This window comes from Kribbella koreensis, assembly GCF_039525325.1.
Taxonomy (GTDB): Bacteria; Actinomycetota; Actinomycetes; order Propionibacteriales; family Kribbellaceae; genus Kribbella; species Kribbella koreensis.
The window spans coordinates 61,567-78,383 of record NZ_BAAAHK010000011.1 but is presented as its reverse complement, the minus strand read 5'-3'; the positions used below and the strand labels follow the sequence as shown (position 1 = coordinate 78,383).

Below are 16,817 nucleotides of genomic sequence, written 5' to 3'. Positions count from 1 at the left end.
CCCCCAGAACGGATTTCCTGTCTGGGCTGAGTCGTGGGTAAACTGTTTTGGTTGCCTCGGCGAGGGACGCCCCCCGGACACAGTCGCGCTCACGCGCGAACTGTCGGGAGCGGCTCCGTGATCGACGCGGTGGTTCGTTGCCTGACGCCTGTACGGGAGTCAAGACGTGCCCGCTGAGGCTCTAGCAACTTTGTAACACCACCGACGATTAATCACCGCAACGCACTTGAGGAGTTCATCTCGTGGCCGAGGTCAAGATCCAAGCCGAGTCGCGCACGGAGTTCGGCAAGGGTGCTGCCCGCCGTATCCGCCGGGACCACAAGGTGCCCGCCGTTCTGTACGGCCACGGCACGGACCCGGTGCACATCACGCTGCCCGGTCACGACACCATGCTGGCGCTGAAGACCGCGAACGCCCTGCTGCTGATCGAGGTCGAGGGCTCGGAGAGCCTGCTCGCGCTGCCGAAGCAGGTCCAGCGCGACCCGATCAAGAACACCATCGAGCACGTCGACCTGGTCATCGTGAAGCGCGGTGAGAAGGTCCAGGTCGAGATCTCGGTCCACCTCGAGGGCGACGCCGTCAGCGAGACCCTGGTCGTGCTCGAGAACGCGACCGTTCTGGTCGAGGCCGAGGCCACCCACATCCCCGATGGCGTCACCGTCTCCATCGAGGGCCTGGACGCCGGCGCCCAGATCCACGCGTCCGACCTGAAGCTCCCGGCCGGGACCACGCTGGCCGTCGAGCCGGAGACCCTGATCGTCAACATCACCGCCGCGCAGACCGCGGCCCAGGCCGACGCCGAGATGGCCGAGGCCGAGGCCGAGGCCGGCATCGAGCGCGACGAGCCGGTCGCCGCCGAGGCGTAAGCAGTACGCAGTACAACAGCTTCAACAGGAAGGGCCGGGATTCGTGGCGGACGACGTGTGGTTGGTCGTCGGGCTGGGGAATCCCGGCCCTTCCTATGCCAAGACCCGGCACAACGTCGGCCAGATGGTCGCCGACGAGCTGGTCTCCCGGGTCGGCGGCAACTGGAAACAGCACAAGCAGGCCAAGGCCGAGGTGGTCGAGGCCAGGATCAGCGGCATCCGGACGATCCTGGCCAAGCCCCGGTCCTACATGAACGAGTCCGGCGGACCGGTCTCCGGCCTGCTGAAGTTCTTCAAGGTCGAGCCGAAGTCCATGATCGTGCTGCATGACGAGCTGGACATCGACTTCGGCGTCCTCCGGGCCAAGTTCGGCGGCGGCGACAACGGGCACAACGGGCTCAAGTCGATCCGCAAGTCGGTTGGCACCGGCGACTACTATCGAGTCCGGTTCGGCGTCGGGCGCCCGCCCGGCCGGCAGAACCCCGCAGACTTCGTCCTCAACGAGTTCTCCTCAGCCGAACGCAAGGACCTCCCGTTCGCTGTCGACCGGACAGCCGACGCGGTCGAGTCCCTGATGACGGATGGCCTGGAAGTAACCCAAGGACGGTTCAACTCTTAGTGAGGGACAACTCGTGAAACTGGCCGGCCTGGTCGACACCCTGATCACCGATCCGGTGGTAGCCGAGGCCGTTCGTGACGCCAAGAACGACGGCATCACGACCCTCGACCTGAGCGCACCCGGGCCGATCCGCCCGGTGCTGATGGCTGCCCTCGCGGCCGCCCAGGGCGCGGATCGGCCCGTCCTGGCAGTCACCGCCACCTTCCGCGAGGCCGAGGAGCTCTCCGAGGCGCTGCAGTGCCTGGTCGAGCCCGGCACCGTCGCCTATTACCCCGCCTGGGAGACGCTCCCGCACGAGCGCCTGTCACCGCGTTCCGACACGGTCGGCCGCCGTCTCGCCGTACTCCGCAGGCTCGCGCACCCGGACCCGTCGGACGAGACCACCGGCCCGATCAAGATCCTCGTCGCGCCCGTACGGTCCGTATTGCAGCCCCAGGTCGCCGGGCTCGCCGATCTCCGCCCGGTCCAGCTGCACGTCGGCGACTCGGTCGAGCTCGAGGACGTCACCGAGCGGCTGGCGGCAGCGGCGTACAACCGTGTCGACCTGGTCGAGCGCCGGGGCGAGTTCGCCGTCCGCGGCGGCATCATCGACGTCTTCCCGCCGACCGAGGAGCACCCGCTGCGGGTCGACTTCTTCGGCGACGACGTCGAAGAGATCCGGTACTTCGCAGTCGCCGACCAGCGGTCCCTGGAGATCGCCCAGCACGGCCTGTGGGCGCCCCCGTGCCGTGAGTTGCTGCTGACCGACGAGGTGCGCGCGCGGGCCGCAGTACTGGCCAAGGAGCACCCGGAGCTGTCCGAGCTGTTCGAGAAGCTGGCCGAAGGACATGCGGTCGAGGGGATGGAGTCGCTCGCGCCCGTCCTCGTCGACGACATGGAGCTGCTCGTCGACCTGATGCCGGCCGGCACGCACGTCGTCGTCAGCGATCCTGAGCGGGTCCGGGCGCGGGCGCACGACCTGGTCGCGACCAGTCAGGAGTTCCTGGAGGCATCCTGGGCCGCGGCCGCCGGTGGTGGCGACGCTCCGATCGACCTTGGCGCAGCGGCGTACATGTCGCTGGCCGATGTCCGGTCTCACGCGCTGGCCAAGGGCCTGGCCTGGTGGAGCATGTCGCCGTTCGCGATCGCGCCGACCGATGCGCCGGAGCTGCGCGACTCGATGGGCGAGCGCGTCTCCTTCGACATCGACCCGGACGCCGGCGCGGTCCGCAGCCGGATCGTCGCGGCCCATGAGGTCGACCCGTATCGCGGCGAAACCGCCGCTGCCGTTGAGGATGTGCGCGGCTGGCTGCGGGACGGCTGGCGCGTCGTCTGCGTCACCGAAGGACACGGTCCGGCCCAGCGGCTGGCCGAGGTGTTCTCCGAGGCGGAGCTGCCCGCGCGGACCGTCGACAGCATCGACGGCATCCCGCCGACGGGTGTCGTGCAGATCTCGCAGGGCGCTCTCGATCGCGGGTTCATTGCCGAGGGCATCAAGTTCGCGGTGCTCACCGAGAACGACCTGGCCGGCCAGCGCTCGGCGGCCGAACGGCGTTCCCAGCAACGGATGCCGAGCCGCCGCAAGAAGACGGTCGACCCGCTGGAGCTGGCGCCGGGCGACTACGTGGTGCACGAACAGCACGGCGTCGGCCGGTACGCCGAAATGCTCCAGCGCACCGTTGGTACCGGCGCACAGAAGGCCACCCGCGAGTACATCGTCATCGAGTTCGCGCCGAGCAAGCGCGGCCAGCCCGGCGACCGGCTGTACGTGCCGACCGACCAGCTCGACCAGGTCACCCGGTACGTCGGCGGCGAGCAGCCCACGCTCGACAAGATGGGCGGCGGCGACTGGGCCAAGCGCAAGGGCCGGGCACGCAAGGCGGTCCGCCAGATCGCCGGCGAGCTGATCAAGCTGTACGCCGCGCGCCAGGCGACCAAGGGGCACGCGTTCGCCAAGGACACTCCGTGGCAGCGCGAGCTGGAGGATGCGTTCCCGTTCGTGGAGACGCCGGACCAGCTGGCCACCATCGACGACGTCAAGCACGACATGGAACGCGTCACGCCGATGGACCGGATCGTCTGTGGCGACGTCGGGTACGGCAAGACCGAGATCGCAGTACGGGCTGCCTTCAAGGCGGTGCAGGACGGTAAGCAGGTCGCGGTACTGGTGCCGACCACGCTGCTCGTCCAGCAGCACTACGCGACCTTCGCCGAGCGGTATGCGGCCTTCCCGGTCAACGTGGCGCCGCTGTCGCGGTTCCAGACCGACAAGGAGTCCAAGGCGACCCTGGACGGGCTGGCCGACGGCTCGGTCGACGTGGTGATCGGTACGCACCGGCTGCTCGGCGGCGAGGTCGCGTTCAAGGATCTCGGGCTGGTCGTGGTCGACGAGGAGCAGCGCTTCGGGGTCGAGCACAAGGAGCAGCTGAAGCAGTTGCGGACGGCTGTCGACGTACTGACCATGTCGGCGACGCCGATCCCGCGGACGCTGGAGATGTCGATCACCGGCATCCGCGAGATGTCGACGATCGCCACCCCGCCGGAGGAGCGGCACCCGGTGCTGACGTTTGTCGGCGCGTACGAAGAGGGCCAGGTGACAGCCGCGATCCGGCGCGAACTGCTCCGAGAGGGCCAGGTCTTCTTCGTCCACAACCGGGTCAACACGATCGAGAAGGCGGCCGCCCGGATCCGCCAGCTGGTCCCCGAGGCTCGCGTCACGGTCGCCCATGGCCAGATGCCCGAGCACCAGCTCGAGCAGGTCATCCAGGGGTTCTGGGAGAAGGAGTCCGACGTGATCGTCTGTACGACGATCGTCGAGTCGGGCATCGACATCTCCAACGCGAACACGCTGATCGTCGAGCGCTCCGACCTGCTCGGGCTGTCCCAGCTGCACCAGCTGCGCGGCCGGGTCGGGCGTGGCCGCGAGCGGGCGTACGCGTACTTCTTCTTCCCGCCGGAGAAGCCGCTCACCGAGACGGCTCACGACCGGCTGGCGACGATCGCGCAGCACGCCGATCTGGGCGCCGGGATGCAGGTCGCGATGAAGGACCTCGAGATCCGCGGCGCCGGCAACCTGCTCGGCGGCGAACAGTCGGGGCACATCGCCGATGTCGGGTTCGACCTGTACGTCCGGCTGGTGGGCGAGGCGGTCGCGGAGTACCGGGGTGACACCCAGGCCGACGAGCCCGAGGTCAAGATCGAGCTGCCGATCGACGCGCACCTGCCGCACGACTACGTGCCGTCGCAGCGGCTGCGGCTGGAGATGTACCAGCGGCTGGCCGCCGTACGGGACGAGGACGGCATCGCCGAGCTGGTCGAGGAGCTGCACGACCGGTACGGCGACATCCCGCAGCCGGTGCTGAACCTGATCGAGGTGGCGAAGTTCCGCAACCACGCCCGCCGGGCGGGGCTCCACGACGTCACCCTGCAGGGCAATCTGATCCGGTTCGGGCCGGTCGAGCTGCCCGATTCGAAGGTGCTCCGGCTGAACAGGCTGTACCCGAAGAGTCTGGTCAAGCCGCAACTGCGTACGATCCTGGTGCCGAGACCTGCCACCCGGCCGGTCGCCGGTCAGCCGCTTCGCGACCAGGAGCTGCTGCAATGGTGCGCGAGACTGATCGACGACGTGATCGCCGAACCGGTCGGCGCGACAGTATGACCACGAACTGGAAGATTCGAGGAGATTCGGTGAGCACTTCGCGACGGCTTCGGGCGACGCAGGTAGTCGGCGCGGGCCTGGCCTCGGTCCTGCTGCTCGGCGGTTGCGCCGCGGGCACCCACCCGGGCGCGGCGGCGACGATCGGCGACAACGAGATCAGCGTCTCCGATCTGGACAAGAGCACCGCCGCGATCCAGAGCGCGGTCGGCGGGCAGCAGCAGATCGCCCCGGCCGCCGTGCTGAAGATCCTGGTGAACAACGAGGTCGCCGCGCAGGTCCTCGACCAGCGCTCGATCAAGGTCAGCGACGCCGAGATCGAACCGGCCATGAAGGTCGTCGTCGACCAGTCGCTGTACCCGAAGTTCGCGGCGAACCCGGTCACCAACGACTTCCTGCGGGCCGCGGCGCGCGCGGTGGTCGGTCAGATCAAGCTGGCCGGCGGCACCGGGTCGGTCACCGAGCCGAACGCGCAGCAGCAGAGCACCGAGGGCGCCAAGCTGATCGAGGAGGCGTCGAAGAACATCACCGTCGACATCGCCCCGCGCTACGGCACCTGGGACGGCACCCAGCTCAAGGAAGGCTCGGGATCGCTGTCGAAGCTCTCCCCGCAGAGCTCGCCGACGCCGACCGCGCCCCAGGGCGAGCAGCCGCCGGCCGAGCCGCAGGGCTGAGCCTTTGACGGGTTCGATCAAGGTCGTCCTGACCAGTCCACGGGTCGCGCCCGGGTTGCTCACCCGGGCCGCCTGGCAGGTCTTCACCGACGCTTCTGCGATCGGCGCCTCCGCCGGGCCTTCACGGCCTGACGTCCAGGCGCTGATCGGGTCCGGACTCGTCGTCCAGCACATCGACGGCGACGTCGCCGAGCAGTGGGCCTGGCTTGTCGCCGCCGCTTCCGCCGGCGACCGCGTCGCCTGGCTGGTCGGCGAGGACGGCGAGCCCGCCCTGCTCCGAACCATCGCCGACGAGCTGAGCCGGGAGCCGCGACCGGAGTACGAGGTCGAGATCGTCCACGGCTCGTACGACGTACCGGGTGCCCGCCTGATCGATCTCGTCCGCGTGATGGACCGCCTGCGCCGCAACTGCCCCTGGGACCAGGAGCAGACGCACGAAAGCCTCGCCCGCTACCTCCTCGAGGAAACCTACGAAACCCTCGAAGCGATCGACTCCGGCGACTACATCCACCTCCGCGAAGAACTGGGCGACCTCCTGCTCCAGGTAGCCTTCCACGCCCGCATCGCCGAAGAGGTCTCCGAGGAAGACGACGGCTTCTCCATGGACGACGTAGCCGGCGGCCTGGTGGAAAAACTCGTCCGCCGCCACCCCCACGTCTTCGCCGACGTCACCGCGGCCGACTCCGCCGCCGTCGAAGCCAACTGGGAATCCATCAAGGCGGCCGAAAAACAACGCACCTCGGTCCTGGAAGGCATCCCCCTGGCCCTCCCCGCCCTGGCCCTGGCCGACAAAGTCCTAGGCCGAGCCGCAAAGATCCTCCCCACTGACGCCCCACTCGCGGCCGCCCCCTCGACCGCGCCCGACGACGCCCGCATCGGAGCCGAGCTCCTGAACCTGGTCCGCCAGGCCCGGTCCCTAGGCGTAGACCCAGAACAAGCCCTCCGCACAGCAACCCACCACCTAGCCAACCAGGTACGAACCGCCGAATCCGGCTAATTCCTCCGACGCAGGCCCGACGGCCGTCTTGTGGAGCGTTGGGTTGACCGGCAACTCGCGGGCGCTGGCGGGTTATTCGGCCGCTGGCGCTGCACAGGGCGCTAGCGGTCGAAGAACCCGCCAGTCGCCGCTGAGTGGCCCGCCCGATCGCCTAGCTGGGGGCGAGGTCAGTGCGGATTGCGGCCTCGGCGGTGGGCCAGGTGGGGGTGTGGGTGAGGTCGGCTGGGACGGACCTTTGGGGGCCGAAGAGGTAGCGGTGGGGGACTAAGCCGCGGAGGGCTGCGTGGACGTCGGCCTTGTCGTCGATGAAGTGGGTGATGGCTAGGTCGGCGCAGTGGATGGCTTTGTCGGGGCGGCGGAGGCAGAAGCGGATGTTTTCGGCGGGGATGCCGGTGTGGGGGAAGAAGCCGTGGTGGTGGAGCCAGGCTAGGGAGCGTTGCTGGATTCGGGGGCCGCACTTGGAGATGAGCCAGGCTTGGCCGTTGAAGAGGTCTACCAGGCGGGGGATGGTGTCGAAGGCGCCGGGGACGGCGGGGGTGTGGAGGGCGGCTTCGGGGGTGCCGCCGAAGAAGGCGGTGTCCTGGCCGGGAGGGCTGTTGATGATGACGCGGCCGATGTCGATTCCCAATCTGTTCATGGGGTGATCGTGCGCTGGGGAACTATGTCGACAGAACTATTAATAGACGCCGCAGCTATAGTTTGAGGTGATGATTCTGGATCGGTTGGTGGCTGAGGACCTGGAAGCCTTCGCTGTTTTCGCCAAGCATCGGAACTTCACGCACGCGGCCGGCGAGTTGCATGTGAGCCAGCCCGCGCTGCATGCGAGGGTCCGCAAACTCGAGCAGACGTTGGGGAAACAGCTGTACGAGCGCCAAGGGCGCAAGCTGTTGCTGACGGCGACGGGTGATCAGCTGGCCGCCTTCGCCAACGACAGCCGTGCTCGGGCCGCAGCGTTCCTCGACGAGCTCGACGTCTTGCCGCCGCGACCGCTTGTCCTCGCGGCCGGTTCGGGGGCATACCTGTATGTCATCGGCGATGTCCTCCGCCGCTACCTCGCCCGTGAGCCCGGTCTTCGGCTGATGACGACGGACTCCGACGCCACCGTCGCCGCCATCCGCGACGGCAGCGCCGACTTCGGGGTCACGGCGCTGACCATCCCGCCGGACGACCTCGACTGCGAGCCGCTCGCGCAGTACCCGCAAGTGCTCGCGGTTCGACCCGGCCACCGCCTGGCGGACCGGCGTACGGTCCGGCTGAAGGATCTCCATGGCGAGGCGCTCGTCGTACCGCCGAAGACCCGCCCCCATCGGCAGCAGCTCGAACGCAGCCTGCTCGACGCCGGTGTCGACTGGACCGTCGCGGTGGAGGCCGAAGGCTGGAATCTCTTGGTCCACTTCGTCCGGCTCGGCGTCGGCCCGGCCGTCGTCAACGGCTTCGTCCGTACGCCGGCCGCCGTGCGAACCATCCCCGTCAAGGACCTCCCACCGATTCGCTACTACCTCGTCACCCGCCGCAACCGCCCGGCCGACCAGCGCCTCGACCTGCTGCGCGAGCTACTCCAGCGCCACGTCCTGAAATGATGAGTCGGTGAGCAAGGACAGCCGGGCGATTTCGAGGTTGCTCAGGCATACAGGCGGTGAGCGGGGGCTCGCGATGAGTGCTGACGGCTGGGCGCTGATCGAAGACGTCTGCAAACTCCTCGAGATGGACCGTACTGCGCTCGCAGCGGCCGTCGAGCAGAACGACAAGGCGCGCCTGCAGGTCGACGGAGAGCGAATTCGGGCATGTCAGGGGCACTCCGCGGCGGGAATGCCGGTCACCCGTGAAGCTTTGGAGAACAGTTGGCGACGGGTTCGGCCTGTCGAAGAGCTCTGGCATGGGACGAATCAAGCAGTCCTCGAGGCGATTCTGCGCGAAGGGTTACAGCCCGGGCGGCGTACCCACGTCCACCTCGCGCCGAGCCGGAACAGCCATGTGGGCAGGCGATCCAGGGTCGACGTGCTGCTCGGGATCGATCCGGCGAAGCTCGATCAGCCGGTTTTCCAAGCTCCCAACGGGGTTCTGCTGGTCCGGTCGGTGCCTCCTGGAGCGATCTCCCAAGTGCTGAAGACCGACGCGGTCCACGGGGCCGACTGGTCTGGCCGCTAGGCTCGGGGCTGACATCAGGTGTGAACAAGGGAGTAGATGTGGCCACCATCGAGGCCGTCGGCGCCCGCGAGATTCTTGACTCGCGCGGTAACCCCACTGTCGAGGTCGAGGTTCTCCTCGACGACGACACCGTCTCCCGGGCGGCAGTGCCGTCGGGAGCTTCCACCGGCCAGTTCGAGGCCGTCGAGCTGCGTGACGGGGACAAGTCCCGTTACGGCGGCAAGGGTGTCCAGAAGGCCATCACGGCCATCCTGGAGGACATCGACAAGGAGATCGTCGGCTACGACGTCCACGAGCAGCGGCTGATCGACCAGGCCCTGATCGACCTGGACGGTACGCCGAACAAGTCCAAGCTGGGCGCCAACGCCATCCTCGGCGTCAGCCTCGCCGTCGCCAAGGCGGCCGCGGAGAGCGCCGGCCTGGACCTCTACCGCTACGTCGGCGGCCCGAACGCGCACGTGCTCCCGGTGCCGATGATGAACATCCTCAACGGCGGCTCGCACGCGGACAGCAATGTCGACGTGCAGGAGTTCATGATCGCCCCGATCGGCGCGTCGACGTACTCCGACGCCCTGATGCAGGGTGCGACCGTCTACCACGCGCTGAAGGCCGTGCTGAAGGAGAAGGGCCTGTCCACCGGCCTCGGCGACGAGGGCGGCTTCGCCCCGAACCTGCCGAGCAACCGGGACGCGCTGGACCTGATCCTGGTCGCGATCGAGCGGGCCGGCTTCAAGCCGGGCGAGGACATCGCGCTGGCCATGGACGTGGCCGCGAGCGAGTTCTACACCGACGGTGTGTACGCGTTCGAGGGCGGCAAGAAGTCGGCCGACGAGATGATCGCGTACTACGCGGACCTGGTGGCGGCGTACCCGATCGTGTCGATCGAGGACCCGCTGAACGAGGAGGACTGGGACGGCTGGAAGAACCTCAGCGCCCAGCTCGGCGACAAGATCCAGGTGGTCGGCGACGACCTGTTCGTCACCCAGGTCGAGCGGCTGCAGCGCGGCATCGACGAGAAGGCCGCCAACGCCCTGCTGGTCAAGGTGAACCAGATCGGCTCGCTGACCGAGACGCTGGACGCCGTCGACCTGGCCCACCGCAACGGGTTCGCCTGCATGATGAGCCACCGGTCCGGCGAGACCGAGGACACCACGATCGCCGACCTCGCGGTGGCGACCAACTGCGGCCAGATCAAGTCCGGCGCGCCGGCCCGGTCCGACCGTACGGCGAAGTACAACCAGCTGCTCCGGATCGAGGAAGAGCTCGACGACGCGGCCCGGTACGCCGGTCGCTCGGCCTTCCCGCGATTCAAGGGCTGACCGACGTAGGCTTTGGAGATGTCCTCCCGCCGGGATCCAGGTGCGCGCCCAGGCTCGCGACCGACGAGTCGTAGCCAGTCGCGCCCGCCTGCCCGCAGGGACGGCAACCAGCCCAAACGTCGTACGACGGGAACCCCTGGTCCGGGCACGCCCCGGACCAGGGGTTCGCGCAACCTCACCGGCCGGGCAGCCGTCGTGCTGCTCGTGCTCGGGGCGCTGATCGTTTCGTACGCGCAGAGCCTGCGGGTCTGGTTCGACCAGCACCAGCAGATCAGCGCGTTGCAGCAGGAGATCCGCGATCGCGAGACGCGGGTCGACCAGCTGGGCGAAGAGGTCGAGCGCTGGAACGATGACGCCTACGTCAAGGCGCAGGCCCGGCAGCGGCTCGGCTGGGTGATGCCGGGCGAGGTCGGGTACCGGGTGATCGGCGCGGACGGCAAGCCTGTCGGGGCGCCGCCCGAGCCCGCGGGGCCGGCTGATCCGCATGCCGATCCGCAGAAGCCGACCTGGTACACGAAGCTGTGGGGGAGCGTCGAGGGCGCCGGCAATCCGCCCGCGCCGGCCAAACCGGCCACCCCGAAGCCGACCCCCAAACCGGTACTGACCGCACCACCGAAGGGCAGCAGGTGAGCGTTACACCCGAGGACGTCACGGCCGTCAGCGAGCAACTCGGCCGCCCCGCCCGCGGGATCCGTTCGATCGCTCATCGCTGTGTGTGCGGGCTGCCCGATGTGGTCGAGACCGAGCCGCGGCTTCCCGACGGCACGCCGTTCCCGACCACGTACTACGTCACCTGTCCGCGACTGGCGTCGGCGATCGGCACGCTGGAGGCGGACGGCGTGATGAAGGAGATGACGGACCGGCTGGCGGAGGACGAGGAGCTGGCTGCTCGGTATCGGTCGGCGCATGAGGACTACCTGCGTCGGCGCGAGGCACTCGGTGACGACGTGCCCGAGATCATGGGGATCAGCGCGGGTGGGATGCCTACCCGGGTGAAGTGCTTGCATGTGCTGGTCGGGCACTCGCTGGCGGCCGGGCCTGGGGTGAATCCGCTGGGCGATGAGGCCCTGGCGATGCTCCCCGACTGGGGCCGACGGGGGCCCTGTGTCTGACGCCGCGCCGGGCGAGGGGTATGTGCTTGGCGGCTCGGCCGATTCGGACGCCGCTGGTGGGGCGGAGTCGGTACGGGTCGCTGCGATCGACTGTGGGACGAACTCGATCCGGCTGCTGATCGCGGACTATGCCGATGGCGAGTTGACCGAGGTCGATCGGCAGATGCGGGTGGTTCGGCTGGGGCAGGGCGTCGATGCTTCGGGCGCCTTTGCAGCCGATGCGTTGGTACGGACCTTCGCCGCTTGCGCGGAGTACGCCGAAATCGTGCGCGCTGCCGGTGTGGACCGACTGCGGTTCGTCGCGACGTCGGCGGCGCGGGATGTGAGCAACCGGGACGAGTTCTTCGCCGGGGTGTCCGAGCGGCTCGGAGTCATGCCGGACATCATCTCGGGCGCCGAAGAGGCCGCGCTGAGCTTCCAGGGCGCGACGAGCGGGCTGGCCGCGCTGGAGGTGCCGGGTCCGTATCTGGTGGCCGACATCGGCGGCGGCTCGACCGAACTGGTTCTGGGCGACGCCGACGGCGTCATCGCGTCGGAGTCCCTCGACATGGGCTCGGTCCGAATGACCGAACGGCATCTCCACTCCGACCCCGCAACGGTCGAGGAGATGGCCGCCGCGACCAAGGACGTCGACGCACTACTCGACTCGACCGTGGTGCCGTTGTCGAAGGCGCGCTGCCTGATCGGCGTCGCGGGCACGGTCACCACGGTGGCCGCCGTCGCGCTCAAGCTCACCGAGTACGACCCCGGCGTGATCCACCACGCCAAGATCCCCGCCGACCTGCTCCTCGACACCACCTCCTGGCTGATGGGCTCGACGAGAATGGCGCGCGCCGAAGTACCGGCCATCCATCCCGGCCGCGTCGACGTCATCGGCGCCGGCGCCCTGATCCTCCAACGCCTGCACGACCGCCTCGACTACGACGGCGTCCTGGTCTCCGAACACGACATCCTCGACGGCGTGGCCCTGGCGCTAGCGCGGGTGGAGACCGTCTAGCGCGAGGTTGAGGACGCGGGTGCGCTGGGCGTCGTCGACGAAGCCGGCGGCGGTCAGGCCGCTGACCATCCGGAGGACGTCGTCGAAGTTGGTGTCGGGGCGGATCGCGCCGGACTGCTGGGCGTGGTCGAAGAGGGGCTGACCGGCGTCGTACATCGCCTCGCGGGCGGTACGGAACAGGTCCGAGTCGCGGTTCAGTTCCTCGTAGATGGCTCGCTTCGTGGCGGCGTACCCGACGAAGCGCTGCAGCCAGGTCTCGAAGGCCTCCCATGGTGGCAGATCGGCGACCTCGTCCGCGGCCTGGCAAAGCTCCTCGATCTCGCCGAAGTAGACGGCGTCGAACAGGTCCTGCCGGGTCGGGAAGTTCCGGTAGAGCGTCCCGATGCCGACCCCGGCGCGGCGCGCGATGTCTTCCAGCGACGCCCCGGAGCCGTGCTCGGCGAAGGCGTCCCGGGCGGCGGCCAGCAGGGCGTCGAAGTTGCGGCGGGCGTCCGCGCGGTGCGGGCGCTTGATCGCGACGCCCAGACTTCCGCGGGCACTTGTGGTCTCGGTCACCCCAGCAACCCTATCTACTAGAACCGGAGGCACTCCTCCGCTATACTGGAGGCATACCTCGACTTTAGCAGATCGGGGTACACCCACACTCTCCTGAAGGACTTCTGCATGCCCAGAATCAGGCATAACTCACCACGTACGACGCTGGCTGTGCTCGCGTCCGTCGTGGCTGCTTTCTCCATGCTGCAGTCGCTGGTAACCCCAGCCCTGCCGCTGATCCAGCACGACCTCCACACCAGCCCGGCGCTGGTCACCTGGGTATTCACCGCACTGCTCCTGTCGGTCTCGGTGTCGACCCCGCTGCTCGGCCGGGTCGGCGACATGGTCGGCAAGGAGCGCACGCTGCTCATTGCTCTGGTCGCCCTCGCGGTCGGTTGTCTGCTCGCGGCGATCGCGCCGAACATCGGCGTACTGATCGCAGCTCGTGTTGTCCAAGGCCTTGGCGGCGCGGTCTTCCCGCTGTCGTTCGGCATCATCCGCGACGAGTTCCCGACCGAGCGAGTCCCGTCCGTGGTCGGCTTGGTGTCGGCCGTGATCGCGGCCGGCGGTGGGCTCGGCATCGTACTGGCCGGCCCGATCGTCCAGGCGCTCGGCTGGCGCTGGCTGTTCTGGATCCCGCTCGTCGTCGTCACGACGGCCGCAGTGCTGGTACGCCGGTACGTCCCCGAGTCGCCGAATCGCGTCCCCGGCCGGATCGACTGGCTCGCCGCCCTGTTGCTGTCCGGCTGGCTGATCGCCCTGCTGCTCCCGTTGAGCACCGGCCGCTCGTGGGGCTGGGGATCGGCCCTTACCATCGGCCTCTTCGTCACAGCCGCCGTCCTCCTGGTCGGCTGGATCACCGTCGAACTCCGCTCGAAGAACCCGCTGATCGACATGCGGATGATGCGGTTGCCGGCCGTCTGGACGACCAACCTGGTGGCGTTGCTCTTCGGCGCCGCGATGTTCGCCGTCTATGCGTTCGTGCCTCAGTTCGTGCAGATCCCCAAGGCCGCGGGCTTCGGATTCGGCTCGAGCGTGACGCAGGCCGGACTCCTGATGCTGCCGATGCTGGTCACCATGGCCGTCGCCGGTTCGCTCAGTGGACCGTTGGCGCCGCGCTTCGGGCCGAAGGCTCAGGTGGTCACGGGATCGTCGCTGAGCCTGGTCGCGGCGTTGCTGTTCGCGCGGCTCCACGACTCGCCCTGGCAGCTCGCGCTCTCGACGGCGCTCTTCGGGATCGGGCTAGGCCTGGCGTACGCATCCATGACCAGCCTGATCGTGCAGAACGTGCCGCGGGAGCAGACCGGCGCGGCCACCGGGATGAACGCCAACATCCGCACCATCGGCGGATCCATCGGTACTGCGGTCGCCAGCTCCGTCATCACCGGCCACCTCCAGCCGTCGGGTCTGCCCGCCGAATCCGGCTTCACCGACACCTTCTACCTGCTCGCAGCCTTCTCGGCGGCCGCGGTCCTGCTGGCGCTGGCCATCCCGACCGCTCGCCGGATCGCTACGCCGGCTCCGGTCCTCGAAGAGTTGGTCAGCTGATCGGCTCTACGCTGAGGGCATGAAGCTGCCGCACCCGTTGACCGGGGAGCTGTTCGACAGTCCGGTACCACCGGGAACCGGCTGGCCCGAAGATCCAGCGGCAGTTGGTACTCCGGCCGCACGCGACGCGGCCGAGGTCCTCAAACTCGCGCAGACGGACGACCTGGCGGAACTCGACGCCAGGGTGTCCGTCTGCCGTGCGTGTACCCGGCTGGTCGAGTGGCGCGAAGATGTTGCTCTCGGCAAGCGAAAGTCCTTCGCCGACCAGCCGTACTGGGGTCGGCCCATCGCTGGCTGGGGAGACCCGTCGCCGCGAGTGCTGATAGCCGGCCTGGCTCCCGCGGCTCATGGCGGCAACCGCACAGGCCGGGTCTTCACCGGCGATCGCTCGGGCGACTGGCTGTTCGCGTCGCTCTACCGCGTTGGTCTCGCCAATCAGCCGACGAGCGAGCACGCCGGCGACGGGCTGCGGCTCATCGGCGCGCGGATGATGGCGGCCGTCCGGTGCGCGCCACCGGCCAACAAGCCGACGCCGGAGGAGCGCGACAACTGCGCGCCTTGGTTCCACGCGGAGTTGGAGCTGGTGCTGCCGTCGACTCGGGCGATCGTCTGCCTCGGGAAGTTCGGGTTCGACGTGCTGCTCAACGCGCTGCAAGCCGTCGGCGGGGTGGTGCCCAGCCCTCGTCCGAAATTCGGGCACGCGGTGGAGTACGTAGTACCGGGTCCGTACGGCGAAGTCACCGTCCTCGGCTGCTTCCACCCCAGCCAGCAAAACACCTTCACCGGCAAACTCACCGAACCCATGACCGACGCGGTCCTCACCCGAGCCAAAACGATCGCCGGTCTGTGACTTGCGGTTGTGTTACCGGTGGGGTCAGCGCTAGGTGTGGGCGGGGGCAGGACGCAGGATAGGGGACGAAGGTCCCCCTGATGGGGGACTTCCGGTGGTTGAGATCACCCGGAAGATGGTTTGTGAAAGTTTTCACGAGCCGGGTATCCTGAAGTGGACATGAAGTTCGAACAGCACTCAGGGAGAGTGAAGGCAATGGCAGCCCAGGTACCGCACATCCTCGTCGTCGGAGGCGGTTACGTCGGGATGTACACGGCGTACGGCCTGCGCAAGGCCGCCCGCCGGGGCAAGATCCGGGTCACCGTGGTCGACCCCCGTTCGGTGATGACGTACCAGCCGTTCCTGCCCGAGGCCGCGGCCGGCTCGGTGGAGCCGCGGCACGTGGTGGTGCCGCTGCGCAAGACGCTGAAGGGCTGCCGGGTGGTCACCGGCCGCGTGGTCGGCGTCGACCACGAGCGCAAGGTCGCCCAGGTGATGCCCGAGGAGGGCCCCGACTACGAGCTCGCCTACGACCAGATCGTGATCGCGATCGGCTCGATCGCGCGCACGCTGCCGATCCCGGGGCTGGCCGAGGAGGCCACCGGGTTCAAGAACGTCGAAGAGGCGATCGCGCTCCGCAACAAGGTGCTCGACCGGCTCGACGTCGCGTCCTCGCAGCCCGACCCCGCGCTGCGCAAGTCCGCGCTCACCTTCGTCTTCGTCGGCGGCGGGTACGCCGGGATCGAGGCGTTCGCCGAGCTCGAGGACATGGCCCGCTACGCCACCCGGTACTACGACAACATCACGCCCGACGACATGCGCTGGGTGCTCGTCGAGGCCACCAACCGGATCCTGCCCGAGGTCGGCCCGGAACTCGGCCAGTACACCGTCGAGCAGCTGCGCAAGCGGAACATGGACATCAAGCTCGAGACCCGGCTGGAGTCCTGCGAGAAGGGCCATGTCGTACTGAGCGACGGCGAGGAGTTCGACTCCGACACCATCGTCTGGACGGCCGGCGTGAAGGCCAACCCGGCGCTCGCCCAGACCGGCTTCCCGCTGGACGAGCGCGGCCGGGTCAAGTGCCTGGCCAACCTGCGGATCGAAGGGGTCAGCGACGCCTGGTCCGCCGGCGACAACGCCGCAGTACCGGACCTGACGTCCGAGACCGGCGCGTACTGCGCACCTAACGCGCAGCACGCCGTACGGCAGGCCAACCGTCTCGCGGCGAACATCCTCCGCGTGGTCGACGGTCAGCCGCCGCAGGACTACAAGCACAAGTACGTCGGCTCGGTGGCGAGCCTCGGCCTGCACAAGGGCGTCGCCCAGCTGTACGGCGTGAAGGTGAAGGGCTGGCCGGCCTGGTTCCTGCACCGGACGTACCACGTGTCCCGCGTGCCCACCTTCAACCGCAAGGCCCGGGTCATCCTGGACTGGACCCTCGCGCTGTTCTTCCGGCGTGAGGTCACCAGCCTCGGTAGCCTGCAGACTCCCCGCGAGGAGTTCCGCAGGGCTACCGACAGCTGATTCCCCCGCCCTCCTT

16 protein-coding genes are annotated in these 16,817 nt (G+C 68.6%); 14 read left to right on the top strand and 2 right to left on the bottom strand.

All coding sequences use genetic code 11. The features are described from left to right. The first annotated feature begins 242 nt into the window (after positions 1-242). The 5 genes from ABD116_RS22325 to ABD116_RS22305 are packed head-to-tail and all read left to right on the top strand — an operon-like array spanning position 243 to position 6,790. Entirely contained in the window at positions 243-866 is a 624-nt protein-coding gene (locus ABD116_RS22325) for a 50S ribosomal protein L25/general stress protein Ctc (RefSeq protein ID WP_343973397.1), read from the top strand. A gap of 43 nt (positions 867-909) precedes the next feature. Then, positions 910-1,485 (top strand): aminoacyl-tRNA hydrolase, encoded by a 576-nt coding sequence (gene pth, locus ABD116_RS22320; protein ID WP_343973394.1) that lies wholly within the window; start codon positions 910-912, stop codon positions 1,483-1,485. Between the two features lie 13 nt (positions 1,486-1,498). Next, positions 1,499-5,122, top strand: coding sequence for a transcription-repair coupling factor (mfd, locus tag ABD116_RS22315; protein WP_343973391.1), 3,624 nt, complete (start codon positions 1,499-1,501; stop codon positions 5,120-5,122). A 29-nt stretch (positions 5,123-5,151) separates the two neighbouring features. Next, entirely contained in the window at positions 5,152-5,793 is a 642-nt protein-coding gene (locus ABD116_RS22310) for a hypothetical protein (protein WP_343973388.1), read from the top strand. Between the two features lie 4 nt (positions 5,794-5,797). Continuing rightward, positions 5,798-6,790, top strand: a complete 993-nt coding sequence (locus ABD116_RS22305; RefSeq protein WP_343973385.1) for a nucleoside triphosphate pyrophosphohydrolase — start codon at positions 5,798-5,800, stop codon at positions 6,788-6,790. A gap of 151 nt (positions 6,791-6,941) precedes the next feature. Here ABD116_RS22305 and ABD116_RS22300 read toward each other — a convergent pair whose 3' ends face one another. Next, positions 6,942-7,427: a hypothetical protein gene (locus ABD116_RS22300; protein ID WP_343973382.1), complete on the bottom strand. Its 486-nt coding sequence runs from the start codon at positions 7,425-7,427 to the stop codon at positions 6,942-6,944. A gap of 70 nt (positions 7,428-7,497) precedes the next feature. On the opposite strand from ABD116_RS22300, the gene ABD116_RS22295 reads away from it, so the two are divergent. The 6 genes from ABD116_RS22295 to ABD116_RS22270 all read left to right on the top strand — a co-directional run bounded on the left by ABD116_RS22295 (position 7,498) and on the right by ABD116_RS22270 (position 12,366). Continuing rightward, positions 7,498-8,370 (top strand): LysR family transcriptional regulator, encoded by an 873-nt coding sequence (locus tag ABD116_RS22295; protein WP_343973380.1) that lies wholly within the window; start codon positions 7,498-7,500, stop codon positions 8,368-8,370. A gap of 7 nt (positions 8,371-8,377) precedes the next feature. Next, complete coding sequence (locus ABD116_RS22290) at positions 8,378-8,938, top strand: RNA 2'-phosphotransferase (RefSeq protein ID WP_343973377.1); 561 nt, start codon at positions 8,378-8,380, stop codon at positions 8,936-8,938. Between the two features lie 38 nt (positions 8,939-8,976). Beyond that, positions 8,977-10,257, top strand: a complete 1,281-nt coding sequence (eno, locus tag ABD116_RS22285) for a phosphopyruvate hydratase (protein ID WP_328328397.1) — start codon at positions 8,977-8,979, stop codon at positions 10,255-10,257. 195 nt (positions 10,258-10,452) lie between these two features. Then, positions 10,453-10,887 (top strand): FtsB family cell division protein, encoded by a 435-nt coding sequence (locus ABD116_RS22280; protein ID WP_343973374.1) that lies wholly within the window; start codon positions 10,453-10,455, stop codon positions 10,885-10,887. Continuing rightward, positions 10,884-11,369: a DUF501 domain-containing protein gene (locus ABD116_RS22275; protein WP_343973371.1), complete on the top strand. Its 486-nt coding sequence runs from the start codon at positions 10,884-10,886 to the stop codon at positions 11,367-11,369. The genes ABD116_RS22280 and ABD116_RS22275 overlap by 4 nt, the downstream gene beginning before the upstream one ends. A gap of 22 nt (positions 11,370-11,391) precedes the next feature. Further along, positions 11,392-12,366, top strand: coding sequence for a Ppx/GppA phosphatase family protein (locus ABD116_RS22270; RefSeq protein ID WP_343973950.1), 975 nt, complete (start codon positions 11,392-11,394; stop codon positions 12,364-12,366). Here the strand turns inward: ABD116_RS22270 and ABD116_RS22265 are convergent. Beyond that, the gene (locus tag ABD116_RS22265) at positions 12,343-12,921 is read right to left on the bottom strand and encodes a TetR/AcrR family transcriptional regulator (RefSeq protein ID WP_343973368.1); all 579 of its coding nucleotides are present in this window, start codon (positions 12,919-12,921) and stop codon (positions 12,343-12,345) included. The genes ABD116_RS22270 and ABD116_RS22265 overlap by 24 nt on opposite strands. Before the next feature lie 108 nt (positions 12,922-13,029). On the opposite strand from ABD116_RS22265, the gene ABD116_RS22260 reads away from it, so the two are divergent. The 3 genes from ABD116_RS22260 to ABD116_RS22250 all read left to right on the top strand — a co-directional run bounded on the left by ABD116_RS22260 (position 13,030) and on the right by ABD116_RS22250 (position 16,801). Then, a complete protein-coding gene (locus ABD116_RS22260; protein WP_343973366.1) occupies positions 13,030-14,448 on the top strand; it encodes an MFS transporter in 1,419 nt (472 codons plus the stop codon). A 19-nt stretch (positions 14,449-14,467) separates the two neighbouring features. Further along, positions 14,468-15,298 carry a uracil-DNA glycosylase gene (locus ABD116_RS22255; RefSeq protein ID WP_343973364.1) on the top strand — a complete coding sequence of 277 codons (831 nt, stop codon included), beginning with the start codon at positions 14,468-14,470 and terminating at the stop codon, positions 15,296-15,298. Between the two features lie 195 nt (positions 15,299-15,493). Next, positions 15,494-16,801, top strand: a complete 1,308-nt coding sequence (locus tag ABD116_RS22250; protein WP_343973362.1) for an NAD(P)/FAD-dependent oxidoreductase — start codon at positions 15,494-15,496, stop codon at positions 16,799-16,801. The last annotated feature ends 16 nt before the right edge of the window (positions 16,802-16,817 follow it).